Genomic DNA, 18,487 nt, shown 5'->3' on the forward strand with positions numbered 1-18,487 from the left:
TCTCAGGACGACCCATTCTGGCCCCAATCCAGCTTATTCCCCTATCGCGGAGCTTTATCCTGTTGTTCTCGTTGATAATGTCGATGACCGTGAAGAAAGGTTTGGCCTTGAACTCCCACTCGAGGTTGCCGAGGGGCGTTAAGAGCGCGGCACTCCATGGGTAATCGATTACGATTACCTTCCTCCTGTCTTCCGTCCGTTCAAGCCGGTGCGGAAGTCCGAGGAGCTCAAGGTAGCGCTTTATGGTTTTGTCGTTGTCGAGTATTACCCTTCTCGCGAACTTTAGCTTCCTGAACTCGTCCCACTCGATTTGAGCGTTCACCAAAGCCCTCTGGAGTTCCTCAACTTCCCCCGGGGTGAGGGTGTTCCAGTAGAGGGTGTAGTATGGATGGAGTGGAATGTCCAGAACCTTTGAGAGGTGAATTGCCATTTCAACGCTCGGCTTCACCCGAAGCGGGTCGCGGAGGAGGTTTTCAAGGAAGTCCGGGTCAATCTCAAGGTAATCAGCGGCCTCCTCAACGGCCTCACGGGGATTGTCTGAGAAAGGCTTCAGCTCGACCTCGTACAGTTCTTCAATTGCTTTAACAAGCTCCTGAACCCACCACTCCTCAACGTAGTTCGCCGGAAGAAGCGTCTGGTTGTTCTCCACGAAGTCGCCAAAGTTAACCAGAGCGTCCCCAACGTAAAGAATCTCCTCGACCTCGTTCCTGACCTTTAAAGCCGTCTCGTAGTCGTCGACCCTAATCACCGAGCCGTCCTTGAGCTTGACTATCGGCCCCTCGACGGTGGTCGCTGGAGTCACGATACAGCCCTTTCCGGGCCTCTCCGTCTTCATCTGGGTTCCAATCGCTATGAACTCGTCGAGGATTATCATCGTGGCAGGGTTGACGCTCCACGTGGCGAAACCGCTAACGCGGGAACGGCCGTACCTCAGCCTGAAACCGCCGTTTGTGGAAGGCTCGGCAAAGAGGGGCCTGCCGCCGATTATCTCCTTGGTGTACTTCTTGTTCGGGGCGATGTTGGCCCTAAACCTCTCGTAGAGCTCGTAGTAGAAGCCCTTCTCGACCTTCTCGGTCACTTCCTCAGTAATTCCCGAATCTTCAGCCTTGGATTCACTCGATTTGGAATCTTCCGTGCCCTTGCCTTTCTCCTTGGCCTCGACGAACTCCTTTATCCAGTCCCAGCCCTCTATCCCCATTTTGTCTATGTATTTAACCAGCTTCTTGGCCTTCTGAAGAACACCTTCCGCAAGAACGAGGATGGCTCCACCGCGAAGGTGGTTGGTCTCAACGCCGGGAACGTTCCTGTGGCTCACCTCAACCTTATCAGTCTCTTCACCAGTTATCTCGATGGGGATGTTCTTCATGGCCAGCCTTACTTCATCGGGTTCAGGATGATACTGCAATCTCGTGACGGCCCTGTGGTAGAGGTCAACCTCCTCAACCATTCTCTCTATGTGCTCCTCGCTCGGCTTGAAGCGGTCGAGACCGAGCTTCTTCCTCACGTAGTCGCCAACGAGGACGCTCAACGCTTGGGCCGTTCCGCCCGAGCTCCTTATCGGACCGGCGTAGTAGAGCGCGAGGTACTCGCTGTTGTCGGCCCAGGTGTTGCGCTTGATTTTAACGTCGGCTATTCCTTCCAGAGGAGCTGAGACTATTCCCTCGGTGAGTATCGCGAGGGCTGTTCTCACGGCCTGTTCCGCGTACTTCTCCTTGCTCCCCAGGTCACCGAACTTGCCCTCAATGATTTCATCAACGACCTTGAGGGCCGCGAGCTCTTTACCGTATTCCTTAACCAGAGCCCTAATCCTCTCGGCAACGCCCTTGGGCCCAACAAGGCTCTCAACACGCCCGGCCATGTCGGTAGCTTGGGGGACCTCAACGTCCAGACTCGGGTCCTTACCCTGCTCACGGGCCTTTCTCGCTATCTCATAGGCCCTGTCAATCTCGCGCTGGAGGGATTCGAAGTAGGCCTTCATCTCGGAGGAGTAGAGTTCCATGTTTGCTCACCCTCCGGAATGAGCCCGGATAAGCCTCCCGGTTATCTCTTTTCCTTTCTCCTCGCCAAATTCCTTAAACAATTCAAGAAGTTCATTGTATGTCCCATATCCACCGATAAAATCCCAAAATTCAGAACCGATTAAAACCTCGTTCTGAATGTCGAAATACATGCTTGTGAAACTCCAACGATATCGGGATTTCTCTTCTCCAAATGGGTTATATGGCATTCCGTAATAGGTTTTTGAACTGGGATACGTTGCGAGAAGATACAAAAACTTCTCCTTGGTTCGTCTTGTTTGATCTTTGTTGGGCTTTGGTGACTTAATTTCAATGAAATAATGGGTTTTTCCATCGTAGAGATAAAGATCAACAACGATTTTCTTAGTGGATGAATCCTGAGGCTTTGGGATATCTACCGGGTACGGCTTCACCCGCCCGGTAACAACGTCTTCAAGGAACCTGTCAACGAAACTTTCCACGTTCAGGGAAGCTGTTGCTTCAAAAGCTGAATTTCTCTTTACAACTTCCCACTTACCACTATCTTCTGCGATAATCTTGGCTATATACTCAAAAACACCCTGCCCGAGTGAAGTTGAAAATGATCTGAAAAAACTTTGAATGCGGAGAAGTTCCTTGGGGATCAAAGCCATATGGAACGGCTTATAATTTCCTTTCTCGGGGTCGAAGAGCGCTTTTTCAAGAACTTCGTCCTTGATAACTTGGGGGTCATATTTGTTGATAAGTCCCTGCATAAACCCTTCAAGGTAAGTCCAGATTTTTTCTTTAGTGACTTCCTTCATGATATCACTTCCTTAGGAATATCAAATACTCAAACCTAAGCCTTGCAAATCCTCCTAGGATTGCCCTTTCAAGGGCAAAGACTTCAGAACAACCGAGTTCAATACCCCAGTTAAGTATCTTGTCTTTAAAGTTCGTGCGTATTCCGTTAATGCTTATATCACCCAAGACTATGACTGCCCATCCGCCGGGTTTCAGAACCCGGATCATCTCCCCAACACTGCGCTTTAAATCCCTCTCATACAACACAAGTTTTTCTTTCCCCTTGCCCCTTAAACCTATCATCTGGTCCCTCAGAGCACTGATATCTATTCCAAAGTACTTCAAAAGGTGTTCATCATTCTTAATATAGTCCAATGCAATGCTATAGGGAGGTGAAGTCACTATTGCTTTAACACTTTCATCCGGATAGGGAAGATTGAGTGTCGAACCGATTGTGATATCATAATCACCAAGCTCTATATCGAGCTTCTGTCTCACATTATAAGTACCCTCAATTGTTTTAAGATATTCCTGAAGATTCTCATGGAAGAACTCCTGAAGGGACTTTTCTTTTCGGGTCCCTTTTAGATAAGTATAGTCAGAAAGTGCGTGAAGGTATACTAGCATTAGAAAGTTACGCCACTCAAAGGGGAGTTCGTGAAGTGAGGATCTGGGAAAATACGAATCCCATAGCAGTTCAAGGAGTTCCCTTGCATTAAGATGCTCTTCAACCGTTGGTTTTATTGAATTAGGTTGAACTTTGAGGTTCTTAAAATATTTAAAGGCCTCGTTCACTAAAGTGGGGGTTAACACATTGGAGAGCTCTGGGTACAAAATGCCCAAAGAGTCAAGTTTTATCTGGGAGATTATAGCAAGGGCCGGGTTTATTTCGACGCCTTTACCCGGGAGACCCAAGAGGGAGCTTTCTATAAGGGTAGTTCCAGAGCCGAGGTATGGATCAAGAACCACATCCGAATTCCTAGCGTTTGCAAAGTTTATGAGTGCCTTAACCATCTGCCCATGAAACTTGCCTTTATACGGATAAAACCAATGAGTCATGTATTGATTCGTATGCCCAATTTGGCCCTTTCCCTTCACAGAACTTATGTAATAGTGCCAACTTTTCTTACCGAAAACTTCTTCAAAGTATGCTGTCCTCTTAATGAACTCGTCAAGATCGCTAGAGAAGTTCAAAAATTCCATCTTAGCAAGTTGAAGTTCATATAATTGTTTTGCATCCTCAAATAGTTTCATCTCATTTGAAGTATATTCTCCTTCGGTTATCCACACCAAGATGTCTACCAAAGCTTGTGTATTTTTCATCCGCATAACCCCCCTAAGGTCTTTCCAAAGGAGTTTAAATCTTTTAGCTCTTTTAGCATTAAACACCCTCGCAGAACTGCTCAAAGCTTACAACCGCCCTCAAACGGGCCGTTTCAACGTCTATTATGGGAACCCGCGCAGGGGTAGGAACGATGTTCACCATCTTCTGGAACTCGGTCTGGGCCTGCCAGGTTCCGCTGTTTATGACGAAGACGCCGTTGTAAATCTTGTACTGCATAACGTGGACGTGACCGGCCTGGAAGAGGTCGGGAACGGACTCTATGACGAGGGTATCCTCCGGGTCGGGAGCTATGGGAACCTTGTTGCCGAAGGTCGGCGCGAGGTGCCTAAGCCTGAGGAGGTCGACCATTGCCTCGGCCGGCCTGTGGTGACTCCTCTTGGGTATGAAGTCAACCACGTCCTCGATTCCCCTTCCGTGGGCAATGAGAAACTCCCTGCCGTGGAGGTTTATCACAGCTGGATTGCTTATTATGACGGCGTTCTTGAGCTTGTATATCGGCCTTGCGTACTCCTCGTAAAAGCCCGGCTGTGGAAGGGCCGTCCTCGCGGCATCGTGGTTGCCTGGACCGATGAACATTGTTATATGCTCGGGAACGTTGCGGAGGAGGTTGGCTAAGGCCTCATACTGGTCGAAGATGTCCGGGATTTCCAGCTCGTTGTACTGGCCGGGGTAAATGCCTACACCATCAACCACGTCACCGCCGAGTATCATGTACTTAATCCTGCTCACGAGCTCTTCCTCGGCCCTGCTGTTGACCTCGCCGTTGAGCCACTCAAGGAACTTCTCAAAGGCCTTCTCGCAGAACTTGTTTGAACCGACGTGGATGTCGCTCAGCAGAACGGCGTAGACCTTCTCCTCGAGGGGCGGTTTTTCACGCCTGAACTTGGGAACGTCCGGGAGGAAAACGCGGTTGGCGAAGAAAATACCCCTGCCGGGCTGACCGCGGAATGCAACGACCGAATCGGGCATTATCGCGTTGTAAGCGTCTAAAGAGCCCTCCTTGTCCTTTCCGAGGAAGACCTTGATTCTGCCAGTGGAGTCTTCGACCTCGAACATAAAGCCCTTGGCCGTTTCCCTCTTGCTGTTAACAAGGCCGATTATCGTAACCTCGTCGTCCCTGACGTAGCTCAGCTTCGCGATGTCTATGACCGTCCCGATTTCGGGGTTCTCGCGAAAGATTCTGCGCATCTTCTTGAGCCTCGATTTGAAATAGCTCGAGTAGGCCTGGATTATTATCTCGCCCTCCTTGCTCGCGGCGTTCTTCACCCTGGGAGCCTCGAACTTCACGTTCTTGACGTCAAAGGTTACCTCCCACTCGTCGGGGATTTCCTTTGCACGGTAGTGGAAGCCCTCCCTGGGTTTTATCACGACGTTCTCGTAGGTCGAATAGCTCTTCTCGCCCTCAACGTCCTCTCCAACGTAAGCTATCGGAACACCGTAGTCGCCGTAAACTATTTTCGGCTTCACACCGTTCCCATTTTCGTAGTACTCCTCGCTATCAAGATAGCCGTTTCCGTAGCCATTCTCACCTTCCAGTGGAAGGCATTCCCCAGAGGGGTTTTCTAATACCGACCCCGATAGCTCCATGACATCGTTTTCGGGACTCTCGGGTTCAGAGGTTCCAGTGGAAATAAAACTCTCCTCCCCTGAAACATCCTCACTGGAAGCTTCTTTATCAACAAAAAGGCCATCAGACTGCTCCAAATCCACGCCAGTTCCAGTGGAAATAGAGGTCTCGTCGGAAGATTCGGAAAGCTCATCGCTATTTTCCGTAGAAACAGGAACTGGGGACTCGAACTCAGACACATCTCCAGTGGAAATAGAACTCGATTCTTCACCGGATTCTACTGTCTCAAAAGGCTCCGGTTCAGATGGCTTTTCTGTAAAAACGGGCTCAGAAACGGATGTTTCAGGAGTTTCACCGATTTCTCTAGAGATTTCACTGAGAGAGCCTTCCAAAGGCCCTTCCGTTTCGAGCCCATCGGAGACCTGCCCAACTGGTTCTCCAGTGGAAACAATGCCCTTCTCCACGAGAAACTCCTCAGCGAGTGAGGAGTCAACAACGAAGGTTCCCCTGGCCTTGGCAAACTTAATCAGCTCGGCAAGGGTGAAGTCCTTCTTGTAGTGGGGTTCGAGGAGGTAGTAGGCCGATGGCGTTATCAGATACTTGTTCTTGATTAAATCCTCGATTAACATCAGAACAACCTCCTCTGCCGGGAGAGGGTCAGCGTGAGGAGGCTCCTAACCTGTTCATCGTGGCGGTATATGTTCTTCACCATGTAGGGGGTAACGTTCAGCCGTATCTCCTTTGTCCTCCCGTAACGTCCCTTGCTGACGACCTTAGCGTTGATGATTCCAAGCATGTCGAGTTCGTTAATCAAATCGCTCACGCGCCTCTGAGTGAGGGGCTCCACGTCGAGGTGGTCGCAGAGGGATTTGTAAACGGAATAAACATCGCCCGTGTTCGCCGGCAACTCGCCGTTCTCGTCGAGCATAACTATTGCATAGAGGAGGACCTTCGAGTGGAGCGGAAGGGTCTTTATGACCTCCTCCATCGTGTCCTGCTCTATCTTTTCCTGCGCCTTCCAGACGTGTCTTTCAGTTACCTTGCTTGCCCCCTCGCGCTCCGCTATTTCACCGGCAACGCGGAGCAAATCCAAAGCGCGCCTCGCGTCACCGTGTTCCCTGGCCGCTAAGGCCGCACAGAGCGGGACGACGGCGTCATCGAGGACACCCTCATAGAAGGCCTCCTTGGCACGTTGCATTAGAATGTCCCTGAGCTGGTTGGCATCGTAGGGCGGAAAAACAACCTCCTCCTCGCTCAAACTCGAGAGAACACGGGCGTCTAGATATTCCTTGAACTTGAGGTCGTTTGAGATACCGACTATGCTCACCTTCGCCCTCGACAGCTCCGTGTTTATCCTCGTCAGGGAGTAGAGGATGTCGTCGCCACTCTTCTTAATGAGCTTGTCAATCTCGTCCAGAACGATTATAACAAAGCGCTCCTTCGCATCTATGACCTCTTTCAGCTTGGCGTAGACTTCATCGGTGGGCCAGCCGACGAGGGGAACCTCCACACCGCTTTCCGCCTTGAAGTGGTTCACTATTCTTGCAAGAACGCGGTAGTGGGTGTCGACTATCTCACAGTTGATGTAGATAACCTCAACTGGAATGTTGTACTTCTTCGATATCTTCTTGAGCTCCTCGGTAACGAATTTTACAGTCACGGTTTTACCCGTGCCGGTTTTACCGTAAACAAAAACGTTGGAGGGCGTTTCCCCCCTGAGAACTGGAACGAGGATATGAGCGAGTTCGTCAATCTGCTCGTGCCTGTGAGGGAGTTCCTTTGGAGTATAGCTGTGCCTGAGCACTTCCTTGTTCTTGAATATCTTCTTGGCGTGAAGGTACTTCTCGAATATCGAGGTCAGGTAGTCGTCACTGCCCATGGCTCCCATCTCCACAGGAAATCATACACCCCTCAGGGATTACCGCCGAGAGAGACGCTATAGGCGTAATGAAATGACATTCAATATGAGGATAATTTGAATATTTTTCAACATTTGCCCGGATTTTGGGAGCTTCTCCCAGATTTCCACCGGAAGCACAGGATACAGTGGAAAGCATAGCAACTGCGGAGTTCGGGTTTATATGCCTTGTTGAACAGGAAGATGTAAAAAGACAGCCAACGCATCGGAGGGTTGGTCTCAGAAATAACCCCTCTCGTCTTCCTCTGGAAGGACTTCTGACAACAGAGCCAGGGCCTCCTTTCTCGGCATTCCCACCTTGGAGACGAGAAACTCCAGGAGTTCCTCCCTGCTGGCGCCTTTTCTGAGCCTCTCGTAGACCATGGCAAGCACGCGCTCCCTGAGGAGGTTCTCAAACTCACTCTCAAGCCCCAGGGCAGAGACGGCCGAAAGAAGGCCGAACAGAAGGGCTGAGAGGGCGTCGTTAAACTCCTTCTTCCCCAGCGTCGAGGAATCAAGGTCCACTGCTAGGTAAACGTCGTCGTTCATACCCATGAGGATGAATTTCATCAGGTTTATCTCAGCGTTCAGCTTCAGGAGGGCATGGTAGACCTTGAGCTTCTCGTCCTTCGTCATCGAGAAGGTCTCAAGCCCCATGGGAGCGAGCAAACGGATGAAACCGTCACCAAAGGAAACCAGCAGGGTGAATGGCATCCTCGGATGTTCGGCCATGTAAAGGTTGGGCTCGAGTTGCTTGACGGTCCAGGGCAGGTCAACGATGTCGTTCGCATCGTCGTTGCCGGAGCGCAACCACTCGAGAACCTTCTCCAGGACTTCCATTGGAACCACCAGCTGAAATAGGGCGGTGACAAATTAAGGGTTTGCCCCTCCATAGGAAACGAGAAAGTTAAATGCACACGAATGTACACAAGATTTTGTATTTGGAAACTAGAAAGAAATTAGGTCTACCTATTTCCACTGAAAGGGAAATGAACATAAATGGACAGCCAACAAAGGACACTAGTGCGCTTTAAAGTGCAGAATAGTTAAACAATACCAGTTGCAATTTAATAAAAGTTAAACAGAGCATATCCCCCCCAGAGTTTTGTTTCCAGTGGAACAGGGTTCTGATGGCTTCCCATCATAAGACCGACTCAAAGTTGATAAAAGGCTCCCATTCTTTATATCAGCGCCGGTTTTTATATCTTTTGATGAACAAACGATTAAAATGAGAAGATAAAACAGGATAATTCTGAACGACTTAATAAGAACTAGCCAAATACAATGAACAATTCAACAGCTACGTACTTAAACAACTCACCTGAATTCTCATTACCTTTATCTACTCTCTCAAAACCGTCCATTTTCCGAAAGTGGGTTCCAGTGGAAATGAAACTCTGGGGGGTCTTTTCGATGCTCATCGAAAAAGACCTTTGTTTCCACTGGAAAAACTGTCGCCTGTAGTATCTTTAAGAACACCAATGGATGGTTCCGTCTTGGGAGCATCTTTTTAAGGTTCGAGTGGAAATGAAACCCATGCTCCCGGTGCCAGTGGTGAGACGGCTTTTGCGCATGAAGGTTAAGGTGAGCCGTAACCGGCTGATGCAGATAGCCGTTTCAGTGCTTGGACTCGCTTTGGTGTTCGCGGTGGCGTTTTCCTATTTTGAGAACGTGGATTTCTTCACGGCCTTCTACTGGGCGGTAATAACGATGGCGACGATTGGCTACGGCGACGTTACTCCCAGGACTGAAGCCGGAAGGATAGTTGCGATGATTGCCGCCGTTGCTGGAATATCAACGTTTACCGCCCTTGTTTCCCTCCTCGCTGAGAACTTCATCTCTTCTTCTCTCAGGAGGATGATGGGTATGCACCGTGTTAAGTACTCCAACCATTACCTCGTAATCGGACGGGGGAGTAGCGTTTCAACGTGCGTAAACGAGCTCTTCGGTGCAATCGAGCGCGGTGAACTGAAGCTTGCCCCAATAGTCGTGGTCTTTCCAGATGAAGAGGAACGCAAGCGGGTAGAGCTTCCAGAGGAAGTGGAAGTTTTAATCGGCGACCCCACGAGCAGGGAAACCCTTGAGAGGGCCCGGGTTGATAGGGCCTCCCACGTAATCCTGGCCCTTGAGGACGACTCCAAGGCCGTTTTCGTCACCTTGATGGTTAAGAGAATGTCAAAGGCCAAGGTTTTCGTTGAGGTTCTGAGTGAGGACAGCGTCGAGCTCCTGAGGGGAGCGGGGGCCGATAGGGTTGTGGTGAGCAGGAGCCTCGCCGGAAGGCTCTTGGCCAGTTCGATTTTTGAGCCTGAAGTTGTTGACGTCATCGACGACATAACCAGCTCGGTAAGGGGCTACGATGTTGCGGTTATGGACGGAAACGCCTTCTGGGGCAGACCTTATATAGAGGCCCTCCGTGAGCTCAAGGAAAGGGAGAACGTTTTCCTCCTTGGTTACTACCACAACCGGCCAGTCCTCAACCCTCCCCTTGAGGAGCCGATCCCTCGCGGGGCGAAACTGATAGTTCTGAGAGGCTCTGTTTCCACTGGAAAACTTTGATAAAAACGCCCATTGCAGGTAGTTTTCTTTTTTCTGGGCTTTTCAGTAAAATTGGGGCCATTATAAAGTTTGTTTTTCGAAACGGGCGAAAGCCTTAAAAGATTGGTCGTTGAGATGGGGTGGGCAAAAAGTATATTAACCCCACAGTTTTACTCCCGACAAAGGTATTTAGGTGAGTCTTATGGCCAAGAAGAAGGTTGAAGAGGTTAAGGAGCTTGAGGAGTTCGAGGAGCTTGAAATAGCCGGAAGCTCACATTCATCACCAAAGAAGAAGGAGAAAGAAATCAGAACCCTTGAGGATTTGCCCGGCGTCGGCCCTGCCACCGCTGAAAAGCTCCGCGAGGCCGGTTACGACACCATCGAGGCCATAGCAGTTGCTTCCCCCCTCGAGCTCAAGGAGATAGCGGGGATAAGTGAAGGCGCCGCGCTCAAGATAATACAAGCTGCTAGGGAAGCGGCCAACATCGGAACCTTCATGCGCGCAGATGAGTACATGGAGAAGAGAAGGACAATAGGCAGGATTTCCACTGGAAGCAAAAGCCTCGACAAGCTCCTCGGCGGTGGAATCGAAACGCAGGCCATAACCGAGGTCTTCGGTGAGTTCGGCAGTGGAAAGACGCAGCTGGCCCATACCCTCGCAGTTATGGTCCAAAAGCCCCCCGAGGAGGGCGGTCTTGGCGGTTCCGTCATATGGATCGACACCGAGAACACCTTCAGGCCCGAGAGAATAAAGCAGATAGCCGAGGCTCGCGGTGTAGACCCCGATGAAGCCCTCAAGAACATCTACGTTGCCCGGGCATTTAACAGCAACCATCAGATGCTCCTCGTCGAGAAGGCGGAGGAAATAATTAAGGAGAAGGCCTCAACGGACAGGCCCGTTAAGTTGCTCGTCGTTGATTCCCTCATGGCCCACTTCAGGAGCGAGTACGTCGGAAGGGGTAGCCTTGCGGAGAGACAGCAGAAGCTGGCCAAGCACCTCTCAGATTTACACCGCCTCGCCGACCTCTACGACATAGCGGTCTTCGTCACCAATCAGGTTCAGGCGAAGCCAGATGCCTTCTTCGGCGACCCGACGAGGCCCGTTGGAGGTCACATTTTGGCACACAGTGCGACGCTCAGGATTTACCTCAGGAAGGGCAAGGCAGGAAAGAGGGTTGCTAGGCTGATAGACAGCCCGCACCTTCCCGAGGGAGAGGCCGTCTTCAGGATAACCGAGAGGGGCGTTGAGGACTGAAGTTTTCCTCTGATTTTCAGCCTTTCTTTTTAGGAGTTTTATGTGGCCCGGGCTTTCGCTATCGGGTAAGCTTTTTGATTCTATCAATCTTAAACACTCTCTTCGGCTTTCTGGGGTTTATCTCTCGCGTAGGATTGGGAGGAAAATTCTCGCTGTTGTTTTGCTTTCACTTGCGGTGGCCATGCTCTTTGTCATCTGGAGCATTTTTAAGGTCAAATTTCTGAGTCTCTAAGGGGGAAGGGATGAAATCTGGAAAAAGGCTTGTGCTGGAAGCTGTAACGGCTCCCTTGATAATGTGGGTTTTTATGTGGGTTCTGTTCTACATTCGTCCTCCTCACGATATTAGTCGGGAGAATTTCAATACCTCTTGGCTGATGATTACTGCGGTTTCTATTTGATAACTCTGTTTATTGTTGCCCTCTTTGTTGGAAGACTTCTGAGAAAAGCGGGATACAGGTTTAGGTTCAGAGAGCTACCGAGGGTTTTGGAGGAAGCCGACCCAAAAATCATCGGTGACTCAACGAGGGATATCTTTAACATTGTGGCAATGTGGGGTGTTTTCAGCACCGCGGTCCTTGGATTTGGAATTGAAAAGGGAGTGGTTTATTTCCTCAACCTGGCTGTGCAATGCGTGATGATTTGCATCCCCGTGTTTTTATCGGTGGCCGTTCTGTTTATCGACTTTCCCCTTTTCCTCTACGCCCGTTTTGTCGGGAAGGAATCCTCGCCGGGTTCCAGGGTGATACTCCTCGGTTCGCTGGTTTCCCTGTCTTCCTTGCTCGCACTGGGCTTGGTTGCAAATTATTTTGATGTTCGTGTCGAGGTAATACGTCCCCTTCTGAACTTCTACGGCCAGCGAACAGCGTATAGGTGCTTCCTGTTGCTCTCAGGGCTGAATGTCATTTACAGTCTCGTTGGAATGTTTCTCTACCCCAAGAACAGGAAACTGGGTTTTCTGCTCCTCCTGCCGATTATTGTGTTCATCGCCCGCACCCTGCTCGTGGTATTCCTCCGGATTCTCCGTTGACTTTTTATATCTCTCCCGACAATCCACACCCCATGCCCAAAGTCGAGTTTAAAACCAACCCCTCTCCAGAGGAAATAAAGCTCCTCCTCGACTCGGCCATCTCCTCCGAGGGCATGCTCACAATCTTTGCCCGCTGTAAAGTTCACTACGAGGGCCGGGCGAAGAGTGAGCTCGGTTCGGGTGACAGAGTAATAATTGTCAAGCCAGACGGTTCATTCCTGATTCACCAGAGCAGGAAGAGGGAGCCGGTAAACTGGCAACCGCCCGGAAGTGTTGTCCGCCTCGAGCTGAAGGAAAAGCCCGTTCTGGTCTCGGTCAGGAGAAAGCCGAGGGAAACCCTTGAGGTCGAGCTTGAGGAGGTCTACCTAATCACGGTCTTCCACGCCGAGGACTACGAGGAGCTGGCTTTGACTGGAAGCGAGGCGGAGATGGCGGAGTTAATCTTTGAAAACCCGGAGGCTATCGAGCCCGGTTTTAGGCCACTCTACCGGGAGAAACCCATAAAGCACGGCATCGTCGATGTCCTCGGCGTTGATAAGGAAGGAAACATCGTAGTTCTGGAGCTTAAGCGCAGGAGGGCAGATTTACACGCGGTGAGTCAGCTCAAGCGCTACGTTGAGACACTTAAGGAGGAGCATGAAAACGTCCGGGGAATCCTCGTCGCACCTTCTCTAACATCTGGAGCCAAAAAGCTCCTGGAAAAAGAGGGGCTGGAGTTCAGAAAGCTGGAACCCCCGAAAAGGGACAAAAGGTCCAGGGGAAAACAGCTCAGACTCTTTTAGCCCATGCTCATCTCGTGGGGGAAGAGCTCCCTTACTCTGGCAACAAGGATTCCGTCCCTTCTCTCGACCTCGACAACCCTGCCGAGACCTATGAGCTTTACCCTTGCCCTGCAGACTGTCATTTCCCTCTCATCGCTTTCCTCCCAGGGAATTCTCGTGTCTATCTCCTTGGCCTCAAGCAGTTCAGCGAGCAGACCTTCGGTTCCGGCTGAAACGTCCTCGAATGGGTCGTATGTCAGGAAGACCTTGAGGGCCTCGTTGAGGGCCTCTTCAATGGCCAGAACGTTCCTCGCGCTTCTAAGTTCTATCGTTCTGTAGGGGTTCCTGAGAAGTTCATCCAGAACGCGTCTCGCTATTCCCGAGAGGATTACTGCCTCCATGCTCTCACCTCACAGGTAGATGCTCTCGTACTGCTTCATCTCCTTCTTTCTCGCCTGTTCCATCTGCTCGTGCATCTTCCTGAGCTGTTCCTCTATCATCTCTGCCTCCTTGATGAGCGGTTCCGTTGAAACGTCTATGGGCGTTAGCTTCTTCAGGACCTCTATGACGTTGGCGGCCGCCCTTGGGTCCGGTCTGTCGCCGAAGGTCTCCCCGAGCAGAACGTATGCGTTAAGGCCCTTCTTTCCGGCCTCCCAGAGGAGCTTCCCGCTCATTCCCATAATCGAGCCGTACTGGAGTATCTTCGCTCCCGCCTCCTCAAGTTCCTTGTTGAGCTCTTCCCTCGCTCCAACACCCCAGACTTCCATCTTCTCCTTGAAGAACCCTATGCCTATGCCCCCTATGGAGATGACCTTCTGGGCGTTCATGTCGCTGAGATAACCCGCGAGTTCCTTCGCTATCTCGTTGACGAGCGTCGGGGGAACGTAGATGTCAGCGACAGCGACTATTATGTTGTCCTTACCGTAGAAGCGGAGCGGTGGATTGGGCTTTCCTTCGAGGACTATGCTCATCGGCGGTAGGAAGGGGCTTTCAACGTAGCCTATCATCTCCATTCCGAGCTCTTTGGCCAGGAAGTTACCGACTATGTGGCCGACCAGTCCTATTCCGGGGTAACCTTCGATGAGTATAGGGTTCTTTATCTCCGGCAGGATGAGCTTTACCGGCTTTTCCATGCCCTCACCTCCGGGAGTATTTAGTTCCCGAAGGTTATTAAAGTTTCCGCCCTTTATTTCCACTGGAACGGCAACCCTTATATGAGTGGAGCAAGCAGTTAACATGGTGATGACCATGCCAAGGATAGGCATCATAGGCGGTTCCGGGGTTTATGGCGTCTTCGAGCCGAAGGAGACCGTTAAGGTTCACACACCGTACGGCAGGCCGTCCGCTCCAGTGGAAATAGGCGAAATTGGCGGTGTAGAGGTGGCCTTTATACCGAGACACGGCAAGCACCACGAGTTTCCACCGCATGAGGTCCCCTACAGGGCGAACATCTGGGCGTTGAAGGAGCTCGGTGTCGAGAGGGTTATAGGGGTTACCGCCGTCGGCTCACTCCGCGAGGAATACAAGCCGGGCGACATCGTCATAACTGACCAGTTCATAGACTTCACCAAGAAGAGGGAATACACCTTCTACAACGGTCCTAAGGTGGCCCACGTCTCGATGGCCGACCCGTTCTGCCCGGAGATGAGGAAAATCTTCTACGAGACCGCCAAGGAGCTCGGCTTTCCGGTTCACGAAAAGGGCACCTACGTCTGCATTGAAGGCCCGCGCTTTTCTACAAGGGCGGAGAGCTTCATGTTCAGGCAGTACGCCCACATAATAGGCATGACGCTCGTTCCAGAGGTTAACCTCGCTCGCGAGCTTGGAATGTGCTACGTTAACATCGCAACGGTTACAGACTACGACGTCTGGGCCGAGAAGCCTGTTGATGCTCAGGAAGTGCTCAGGGTCATGGCCGAGAACAACTACAAGGTTCAGGAGCTCCTCAAAAAGGCAATCCCGAGAATTCCGGAGGAGCGGAAGTGTGGCTGTGCTGATGTACTTAAGACTATGTTCGTGTGAGCTTTTCTGGCTTCTCCCTTCTTGGTTTTAATCGGTGAAACCTTTTTAACCCTTCCAGTAAACACACCCCTTTAAAAGGGGGTGGCTGGAGTGAGCATTCTCATAAGGAACGGTTACGTCATCTACGGCGAGAACCTGGAGGTCGTTAAGGCCGACGTTCTAATTGAGGGAAACAGAATCGTCGAGGTCAAGAAGGGCATCAACGAGTCCGCCGAGACTGTCATAGATGCAACGGGTAAGGTCGTTTCCCCGGGCTTCGTGAACCTTCACACGCATTCCCCAATGGGCCTCTTCCGCGGTTTGGCCGACGATTTGCCCCTCATGGAGTGGCTGGAAAAGCACATCTGGCCGAGGGAGGCCAAGCTAACAAGGGAGCACATAAAGGCCGGCGCTTACCTTGGTGCGCTTGAAATGATTAAGACTGGGACGACGACTTTCCTCGACATGTACTTCCAGATGGATGCCGTCGCTGAGGCCGTCCTCGATTCTGGCCTAAGGGGCTACCTAAGCTACGGCATGATAGACCTTGGCGACCCCGATAGAACGGAGAAAGAACTGAAGGAAGCGCTCAGGGAGATGGAGGCAATAGAAGGCCTCAACTCGGAAAGAATTCACTTCGTTTTCGGACCCCATGCCCCGTACACCTGCTCGATAGCCCTTCTGAAGGAGGTCAGAAAGCTCGCGGATGAGCACAGTAAACTGATAACCATACACGTGAGCGAGACGATGGCCGAGCTCGGCAAGATTCAGGAGCGCTACGGCAAAAGTCCGGTCGTTCTGCTCGACGAGATAGGCTTCTTTGGAAGCGACGTGATAATAGCCCACGGCGTCTGGCTGGACAGCAGGGACGTGCAGATACTCGCGAGGAACGGCGTTACAGTTGCTCACAACCCGGGAAGCAACATGAAGTTAGCGAGCGGTGTCATGCCCCTTCAAAAGCTCCTTAATGCTGGAGTTAACGTCGGTCTGGGAACCGACGGGAGCGCCAGCAACAACAACCTCGACATGGTTGAGGAGATGAAGCTCGCCGCTTTACTCCACAAGGTTCACAACCTTGATCCCACGGTGGCGGATTCTAGGACAGTCTTCAGAATGGCCACTCTCAACGGTGCCAGAGCGCTCCGCCTCAACGCCGGCGTTATAAAGCCCGGCTATCTGGCCGATGTGGTCGTCTTCGACTTCAACAAACCCCACCTGAGGCCCATTAACGACATCGTGAGTCACATCGTTTACTCGGCCAACGGCAACGACGTAGAGACGACGATAGTTGACGGAAAGGTTTTAATGCTCGACCGCGAAGTTCTTACGCTGGACGAGGAGAAAATACTAAGCAAGGCGGAGGAGGTGGCGCGTGAACTATCTTGACCTTGTATTCGGCGTTGCGCTTCTCATCTCCTACGTTATTCTCTTCTACAACCACCACCTTACGGGCCGGAAGGCGCTTCTCTATTATTCACTTGCATGGCTGAGCCTGTCCGTTCCGGTATTCTCATCTGACAGAGCAGTTCATATCGTGGGCCTGGCCTTTTTCTCGGCCTTCCTATGGGCGGGTAACATTGAGGCAATCAGGGAGCTCACTCTGGATAACGAAACAGCTCGAAGCTTAGTTTATCTCTCAATAGTCCCTGTTCTGTTTGTGTTCTTAACGTATCCTGAGCACGGGACGTACGCTTATCTCCTCATTGGTCTTTGGATTGTGTTGTCAGGGGTTTTTCTAGGTTTCTATGGGCAGAGAAGATTCTTAGTAATGTCTGTTCTTCAGGGCGTTTTTGGGAGTATTGTTTTTCTTGCTCTGTTCGTTAACTCTCAAAATATCAGGTATGTTCATGCTTTTGTTGGTGTTTCTCTAGCCTTTGAGTCAGTTAGGGTCTTTATGAGAAGTTCTTTTGTGGGTGATTTCTCGATAGGTTCTCTTGAGGATTCAAACCTCGATGAAAAGCCCGGTCTTTTCCTCGTTTCTTCTCTTCCGGAGAACGTCCTCCCATCGGCCCTCGTCTTCTCAAGAACCCCCCGTGATTCCCCTAACTGGTTCTGGATAACAAACATTCGCGATGAGCGGGCAATTTCGCCGACAAACCTCCCAAAAATCCTTGACATGGCGGTTAAGTTTATGAAAGAGGCAAAAAGCGCGGGGAAAAAGCCAATCGTTGTCATTGATGGCCTCGACTACCTCGTCCTTGAGAACGGCCTTCCCAGCGTTTTGAAGTTCCTCTCTTCTCTGAGGGACTATTCCCTGATGAACGATGCAACGGTTTTTATCGTTGGGAGCGATGAGTTCCTCTCTGAGCGCGAAAGGACGCTCCTGAAGAACATCATCGGTGAGGGCAATGCTTGAGGTCGTTAGGGGAGACATAACCCGCTTTCCTGCGGAGGCTATAGTGAACGCGGCAAACCGCTATCTTGAGCACGGCGGCGGCGTTGCCTACGCGATAGCAAAAGCGGCCGCCGGAAACGTTGCCGAGTACATTCGAATAAGCAAGAAAGCCATGAGGGAACAGCTCGGAAAGAACTTCATCGAGCACGGCGAGGTTGTGGTTACTCCCCCGATGAGGCTCGAAAAGTACGGAATCAAATACGTTATCCACACGGTTGGCCCCTACTGTGGCGGACTCTGGGACGAAGACAAACGGGAGAAACTGAAAAGGGCAATCCTTGGCGCTCTGAGAAAGGCGGAGGAGCTTGGGGTTAAAAGCATAGCCTTCCCGGCTATAAGTGCCGGCATCTACGGCTGTCCGCTTGACGAGGTAGTGAGGACGTTTAAAGAGGTCGTTGAGGAGTTTTCAAAGGAAGCAAGGAGCGTCGAGAGAGTTTATTTGGTGCTCTACTCTGAGGACTCATACAGGGAGGCCCTTAAAGTTCTCGGGAGATAGACTCATGGAGGAGTTGAGCTATTACCTCCGGCTTATCCTGTCTGTAAGGCTCTTTCTCAGGCTCTTTTCCTTTTCGTATCCCCTCTATTTGGTTGTTATGTACAACTTTCCCGTCTTTGAGGCTGTGTCCATGAAGCTCTGGATTGGCTACATTGCTTTTATGGCCCTCTTGGAGCTCGTTCTTGCGGTGTTTGTTGACAGGCCATTTTCGAGGCACCTTTTGAAAATCTACGTTTTTCTTGCGGTTTTTCTTGAGTTTCCCTACGCCCTGGTGTCACTCTCAAAGGCCTATGCCGAAATGATGTCTTTTCTTCTCTTGGTTTTTCTCTGGTACGGTTCCCTTTTGTTGCTTCTCCACCTTTTAGTCCGTTCAACTAACAATCGTAAGACTTATATGTCATGAGATGAGAAATTGGGGTGTAATTGAA

The 18,487-nt window shown here is 50.9% G+C and carries 17 protein-coding genes; 9 read left to right on the forward strand and 8 right to left on the reverse strand.

Annotated elements, in window-relative coordinates:
* The 6 genes from polC to MVG27_RS01705 all read right to left on the reverse strand — a co-directional run.
* The coding region (gene polC, locus MVG27_RS01680; RefSeq protein WP_297556007.1) for a DNA polymerase II large subunit at nucleotides 1-1,999 on the reverse strand (1,999 nt) is incomplete at its 3' end.
* A 6-nt stretch (nucleotides 2,000-2,005) separates the two neighbouring features.
* On the reverse strand, nucleotides 2,006-2,800 hold the full coding sequence (locus MVG27_RS01685) for a TdeIII family type II restriction endonuclease (protein WP_297550302.1): 795 nt from the start codon (nucleotides 2,798-2,800) through the stop codon (nucleotides 2,006-2,008).
* Between the two features lie 4 nt (nucleotides 2,801-2,804).
* Nucleotides 2,805-4,187: a DNA methyltransferase gene (locus MVG27_RS01690; protein WP_297550305.1), complete on the reverse strand. Its 1,383-nt coding sequence runs from the start codon at nucleotides 4,185-4,187 to the stop codon at nucleotides 2,805-2,807.
* Nucleotides 4,162-6,321, reverse strand: a complete 2,160-nt coding sequence (locus MVG27_RS01695) for a DNA-directed DNA polymerase II small subunit (RefSeq protein ID WP_297550307.1) — start codon at nucleotides 6,319-6,321, stop codon at nucleotides 4,162-4,164. Before MVG27_RS01695 ends, MVG27_RS01690 begins: the two co-directional genes overlap by 26 nt.
* On the reverse strand, nucleotides 6,321-7,580 hold the full coding sequence (locus MVG27_RS01700) for an ORC1-type DNA replication protein (RefSeq protein WP_297469093.1): 1,260 nt from the start codon (nucleotides 7,578-7,580) through the stop codon (nucleotides 6,321-6,323). Before MVG27_RS01700 ends, MVG27_RS01695 begins: the two co-directional genes overlap by 1 nt.
* Nucleotides 7,581-7,829: 249 nt before the next feature.
* Entirely contained in the window at nucleotides 7,830-8,429 is a 600-nt protein-coding gene (locus MVG27_RS01705) for a DNA-binding protein (RefSeq protein WP_297550344.1), read from the reverse strand.
* 696 nt (nucleotides 8,430-9,125) lie between these two features.
* On the opposite strand from MVG27_RS01705, the gene MVG27_RS01710 reads away from it, so the two are divergent.
* The 4 genes from MVG27_RS01710 (at nucleotide 9,126) to nucS (ending at nucleotide 13,188) form a co-directional block, all read left to right on the forward strand.
* Nucleotides 9,126-10,145: an ion channel gene (locus tag MVG27_RS01710; protein WP_297556010.1), complete on the forward strand. Its 1,020-nt coding sequence runs from the start codon at nucleotides 9,126-9,128 to the stop codon at nucleotides 10,143-10,145.
* Between the two features lie 181 nt (nucleotides 10,146-10,326).
* Nucleotides 10,327-11,379, forward strand: coding sequence for a DNA repair and recombination protein RadA (gene radA, locus MVG27_RS01715; RefSeq protein WP_297550312.1), 1,053 nt, complete (start codon nucleotides 10,327-10,329; stop codon nucleotides 11,377-11,379).
* Between the two features lie 394 nt (nucleotides 11,380-11,773).
* Nucleotides 11,774-12,406 (forward strand): hypothetical protein, encoded by a 633-nt coding sequence (locus MVG27_RS01720; RefSeq protein ID WP_297550313.1) that lies wholly within the window; start codon nucleotides 11,774-11,776, stop codon nucleotides 12,404-12,406.
* Nucleotides 12,407-12,438: 32 nt separating this feature from the next.
* Nucleotides 12,439-13,188 carry an endonuclease NucS gene (gene nucS, locus MVG27_RS01725; RefSeq protein ID WP_297550315.1) on the forward strand — a complete coding sequence of 250 codons (750 nt, stop codon included), beginning with the start codon at nucleotides 12,439-12,441 and terminating at the stop codon, nucleotides 13,186-13,188.
* Here the strand turns inward: nucS and MVG27_RS01730 are convergent.
* Nucleotides 13,185-13,568 (reverse strand): DUF473 domain-containing protein, encoded by a 384-nt coding sequence (locus tag MVG27_RS01730; protein ID WP_297469054.1) that lies wholly within the window; start codon nucleotides 13,566-13,568, stop codon nucleotides 13,185-13,187. The genes nucS and MVG27_RS01730 overlap by 4 nt on opposite strands.
* A 9-nt stretch (nucleotides 13,569-13,577) precedes the next feature.
* Nucleotides 13,578-14,300 (reverse strand): proteasome assembly chaperone family protein, encoded by a 723-nt coding sequence (locus MVG27_RS01735; RefSeq protein WP_297469057.1) that lies wholly within the window; start codon nucleotides 14,298-14,300, stop codon nucleotides 13,578-13,580.
* Nucleotides 14,301-14,415: 115 nt separating this feature from the next.
* Between MVG27_RS01735 and MVG27_RS01740 the strand changes: the two genes are divergently transcribed.
* From MVG27_RS01740 to MVG27_RS01760, 5 genes are all read left to right on the forward strand, one after another.
* Nucleotides 14,416-15,189 carry an S-methyl-5'-thioadenosine phosphorylase gene (locus tag MVG27_RS01740; RefSeq protein ID WP_297550346.1) on the forward strand — a complete coding sequence of 258 codons (774 nt, stop codon included), beginning with the start codon at nucleotides 14,416-14,418 and terminating at the stop codon, nucleotides 15,187-15,189.
* Between the two features lie 90 nt (nucleotides 15,190-15,279).
* Nucleotides 15,280-16,554 (forward strand): amidohydrolase family protein, encoded by a 1,275-nt coding sequence (locus MVG27_RS01745; protein ID WP_297469062.1) that lies wholly within the window; start codon nucleotides 15,280-15,282, stop codon nucleotides 16,552-16,554.
* Nucleotides 16,541-17,524 carry a DUF835 domain-containing protein gene (locus MVG27_RS01750; protein ID WP_297550317.1) on the forward strand — a complete coding sequence of 328 codons (984 nt, stop codon included), beginning with the start codon at nucleotides 16,541-16,543 and terminating at the stop codon, nucleotides 17,522-17,524. Before MVG27_RS01745 ends, MVG27_RS01750 begins: the two co-directional genes overlap by 14 nt.
* Nucleotides 17,517-18,059, forward strand: a complete 543-nt coding sequence (locus tag MVG27_RS01755) for a [protein ADP-ribosylglutamate] hydrolase (RefSeq protein ID WP_297550319.1) — start codon at nucleotides 17,517-17,519, stop codon at nucleotides 18,057-18,059. The genes MVG27_RS01750 and MVG27_RS01755 overlap by 8 nt, the downstream gene beginning before the upstream one ends.
* Nucleotides 18,060-18,063: 4 nt before the next feature.
* Nucleotides 18,064-18,462 (forward strand): hypothetical protein, encoded by a 399-nt coding sequence (locus MVG27_RS01760; protein ID WP_297550322.1) that lies wholly within the window; start codon nucleotides 18,064-18,066, stop codon nucleotides 18,460-18,462.
* Nucleotides 18,463-18,487: the final 25 nt, after the last annotated feature.

The organism is Thermococcus sp., from assembly GCF_027011145.1.
In the GTDB taxonomy this organism is placed as follows: domain Archaea; phylum Methanobacteriota_B; class Thermococci; order Thermococcales; family Thermococcaceae; genus Thermococcus.

Coding starts and splice junctions, on each gene's coding strand:
- MVG27_RS01755 (WP_297550319.1), top strand. CDS start 17,517: ATGCTTGAGGTCGTTAGGGGAGACATAACCCGCTTTCCTGCGGAGGCT.
- MVG27_RS01685 (WP_297550302.1), bottom strand. CDS start 2,800: ATGAAGGAAGTCACTAAAGAAAAAATCTGGACTTACCTTGAAGGGTTT.
- MVG27_RS01760 (WP_297550322.1), top strand. CDS start 18,064: ATGGAGGAGTTGAGCTATTACCTCCGGCTTATCCTGTCTGTAAGGCTC.
- MVG27_RS01740 (WP_297550346.1), top strand. CDS start 14,416: ATGCCAAGGATAGGCATCATAGGCGGTTCCGGGGTTTATGGCGTCTTC.
- MVG27_RS01695 (WP_297550307.1), bottom strand. CDS start 6,321: ATGTTAATCGAGGATTTAATCAAGAACAAGTATCTGATAACGCCATCG.
- MVG27_RS01700 (WP_297469093.1), bottom strand. CDS start 7,580: ATGGGAGCCATGGGCAGTGACGACTACCTGACCTCGATATTCGAGAAG.
- radA (WP_297550312.1), top strand. CDS start 10,327: ATGGCCAAGAAGAAGGTTGAAGAGGTTAAGGAGCTTGAGGAGTTCGAG.
- MVG27_RS01735 (WP_297469057.1), bottom strand. CDS start 14,300: ATGGAAAAGCCGGTAAAGCTCATCCTGCCGGAGATAAAGAACCCTATA.
- MVG27_RS01710 (WP_297556010.1), top strand. CDS start 9,126: ATGCTCCCGGTGCCAGTGGTGAGACGGCTTTTGCGCATGAAGGTTAAG.
- MVG27_RS01705 (WP_297550344.1), bottom strand. CDS start 8,429: ATGGAAGTCCTGGAGAAGGTTCTCGAGTGGTTGCGCTCCGGCAACGAC.
- MVG27_RS01730 (WP_297469054.1), bottom strand. CDS start 13,568: ATGGAGGCAGTAATCCTCTCGGGAATAGCGAGACGCGTTCTGGATGAA.
- nucS (WP_297550315.1), top strand. CDS start 12,439: ATGCCCAAAGTCGAGTTTAAAACCAACCCCTCTCCAGAGGAAATAAAG.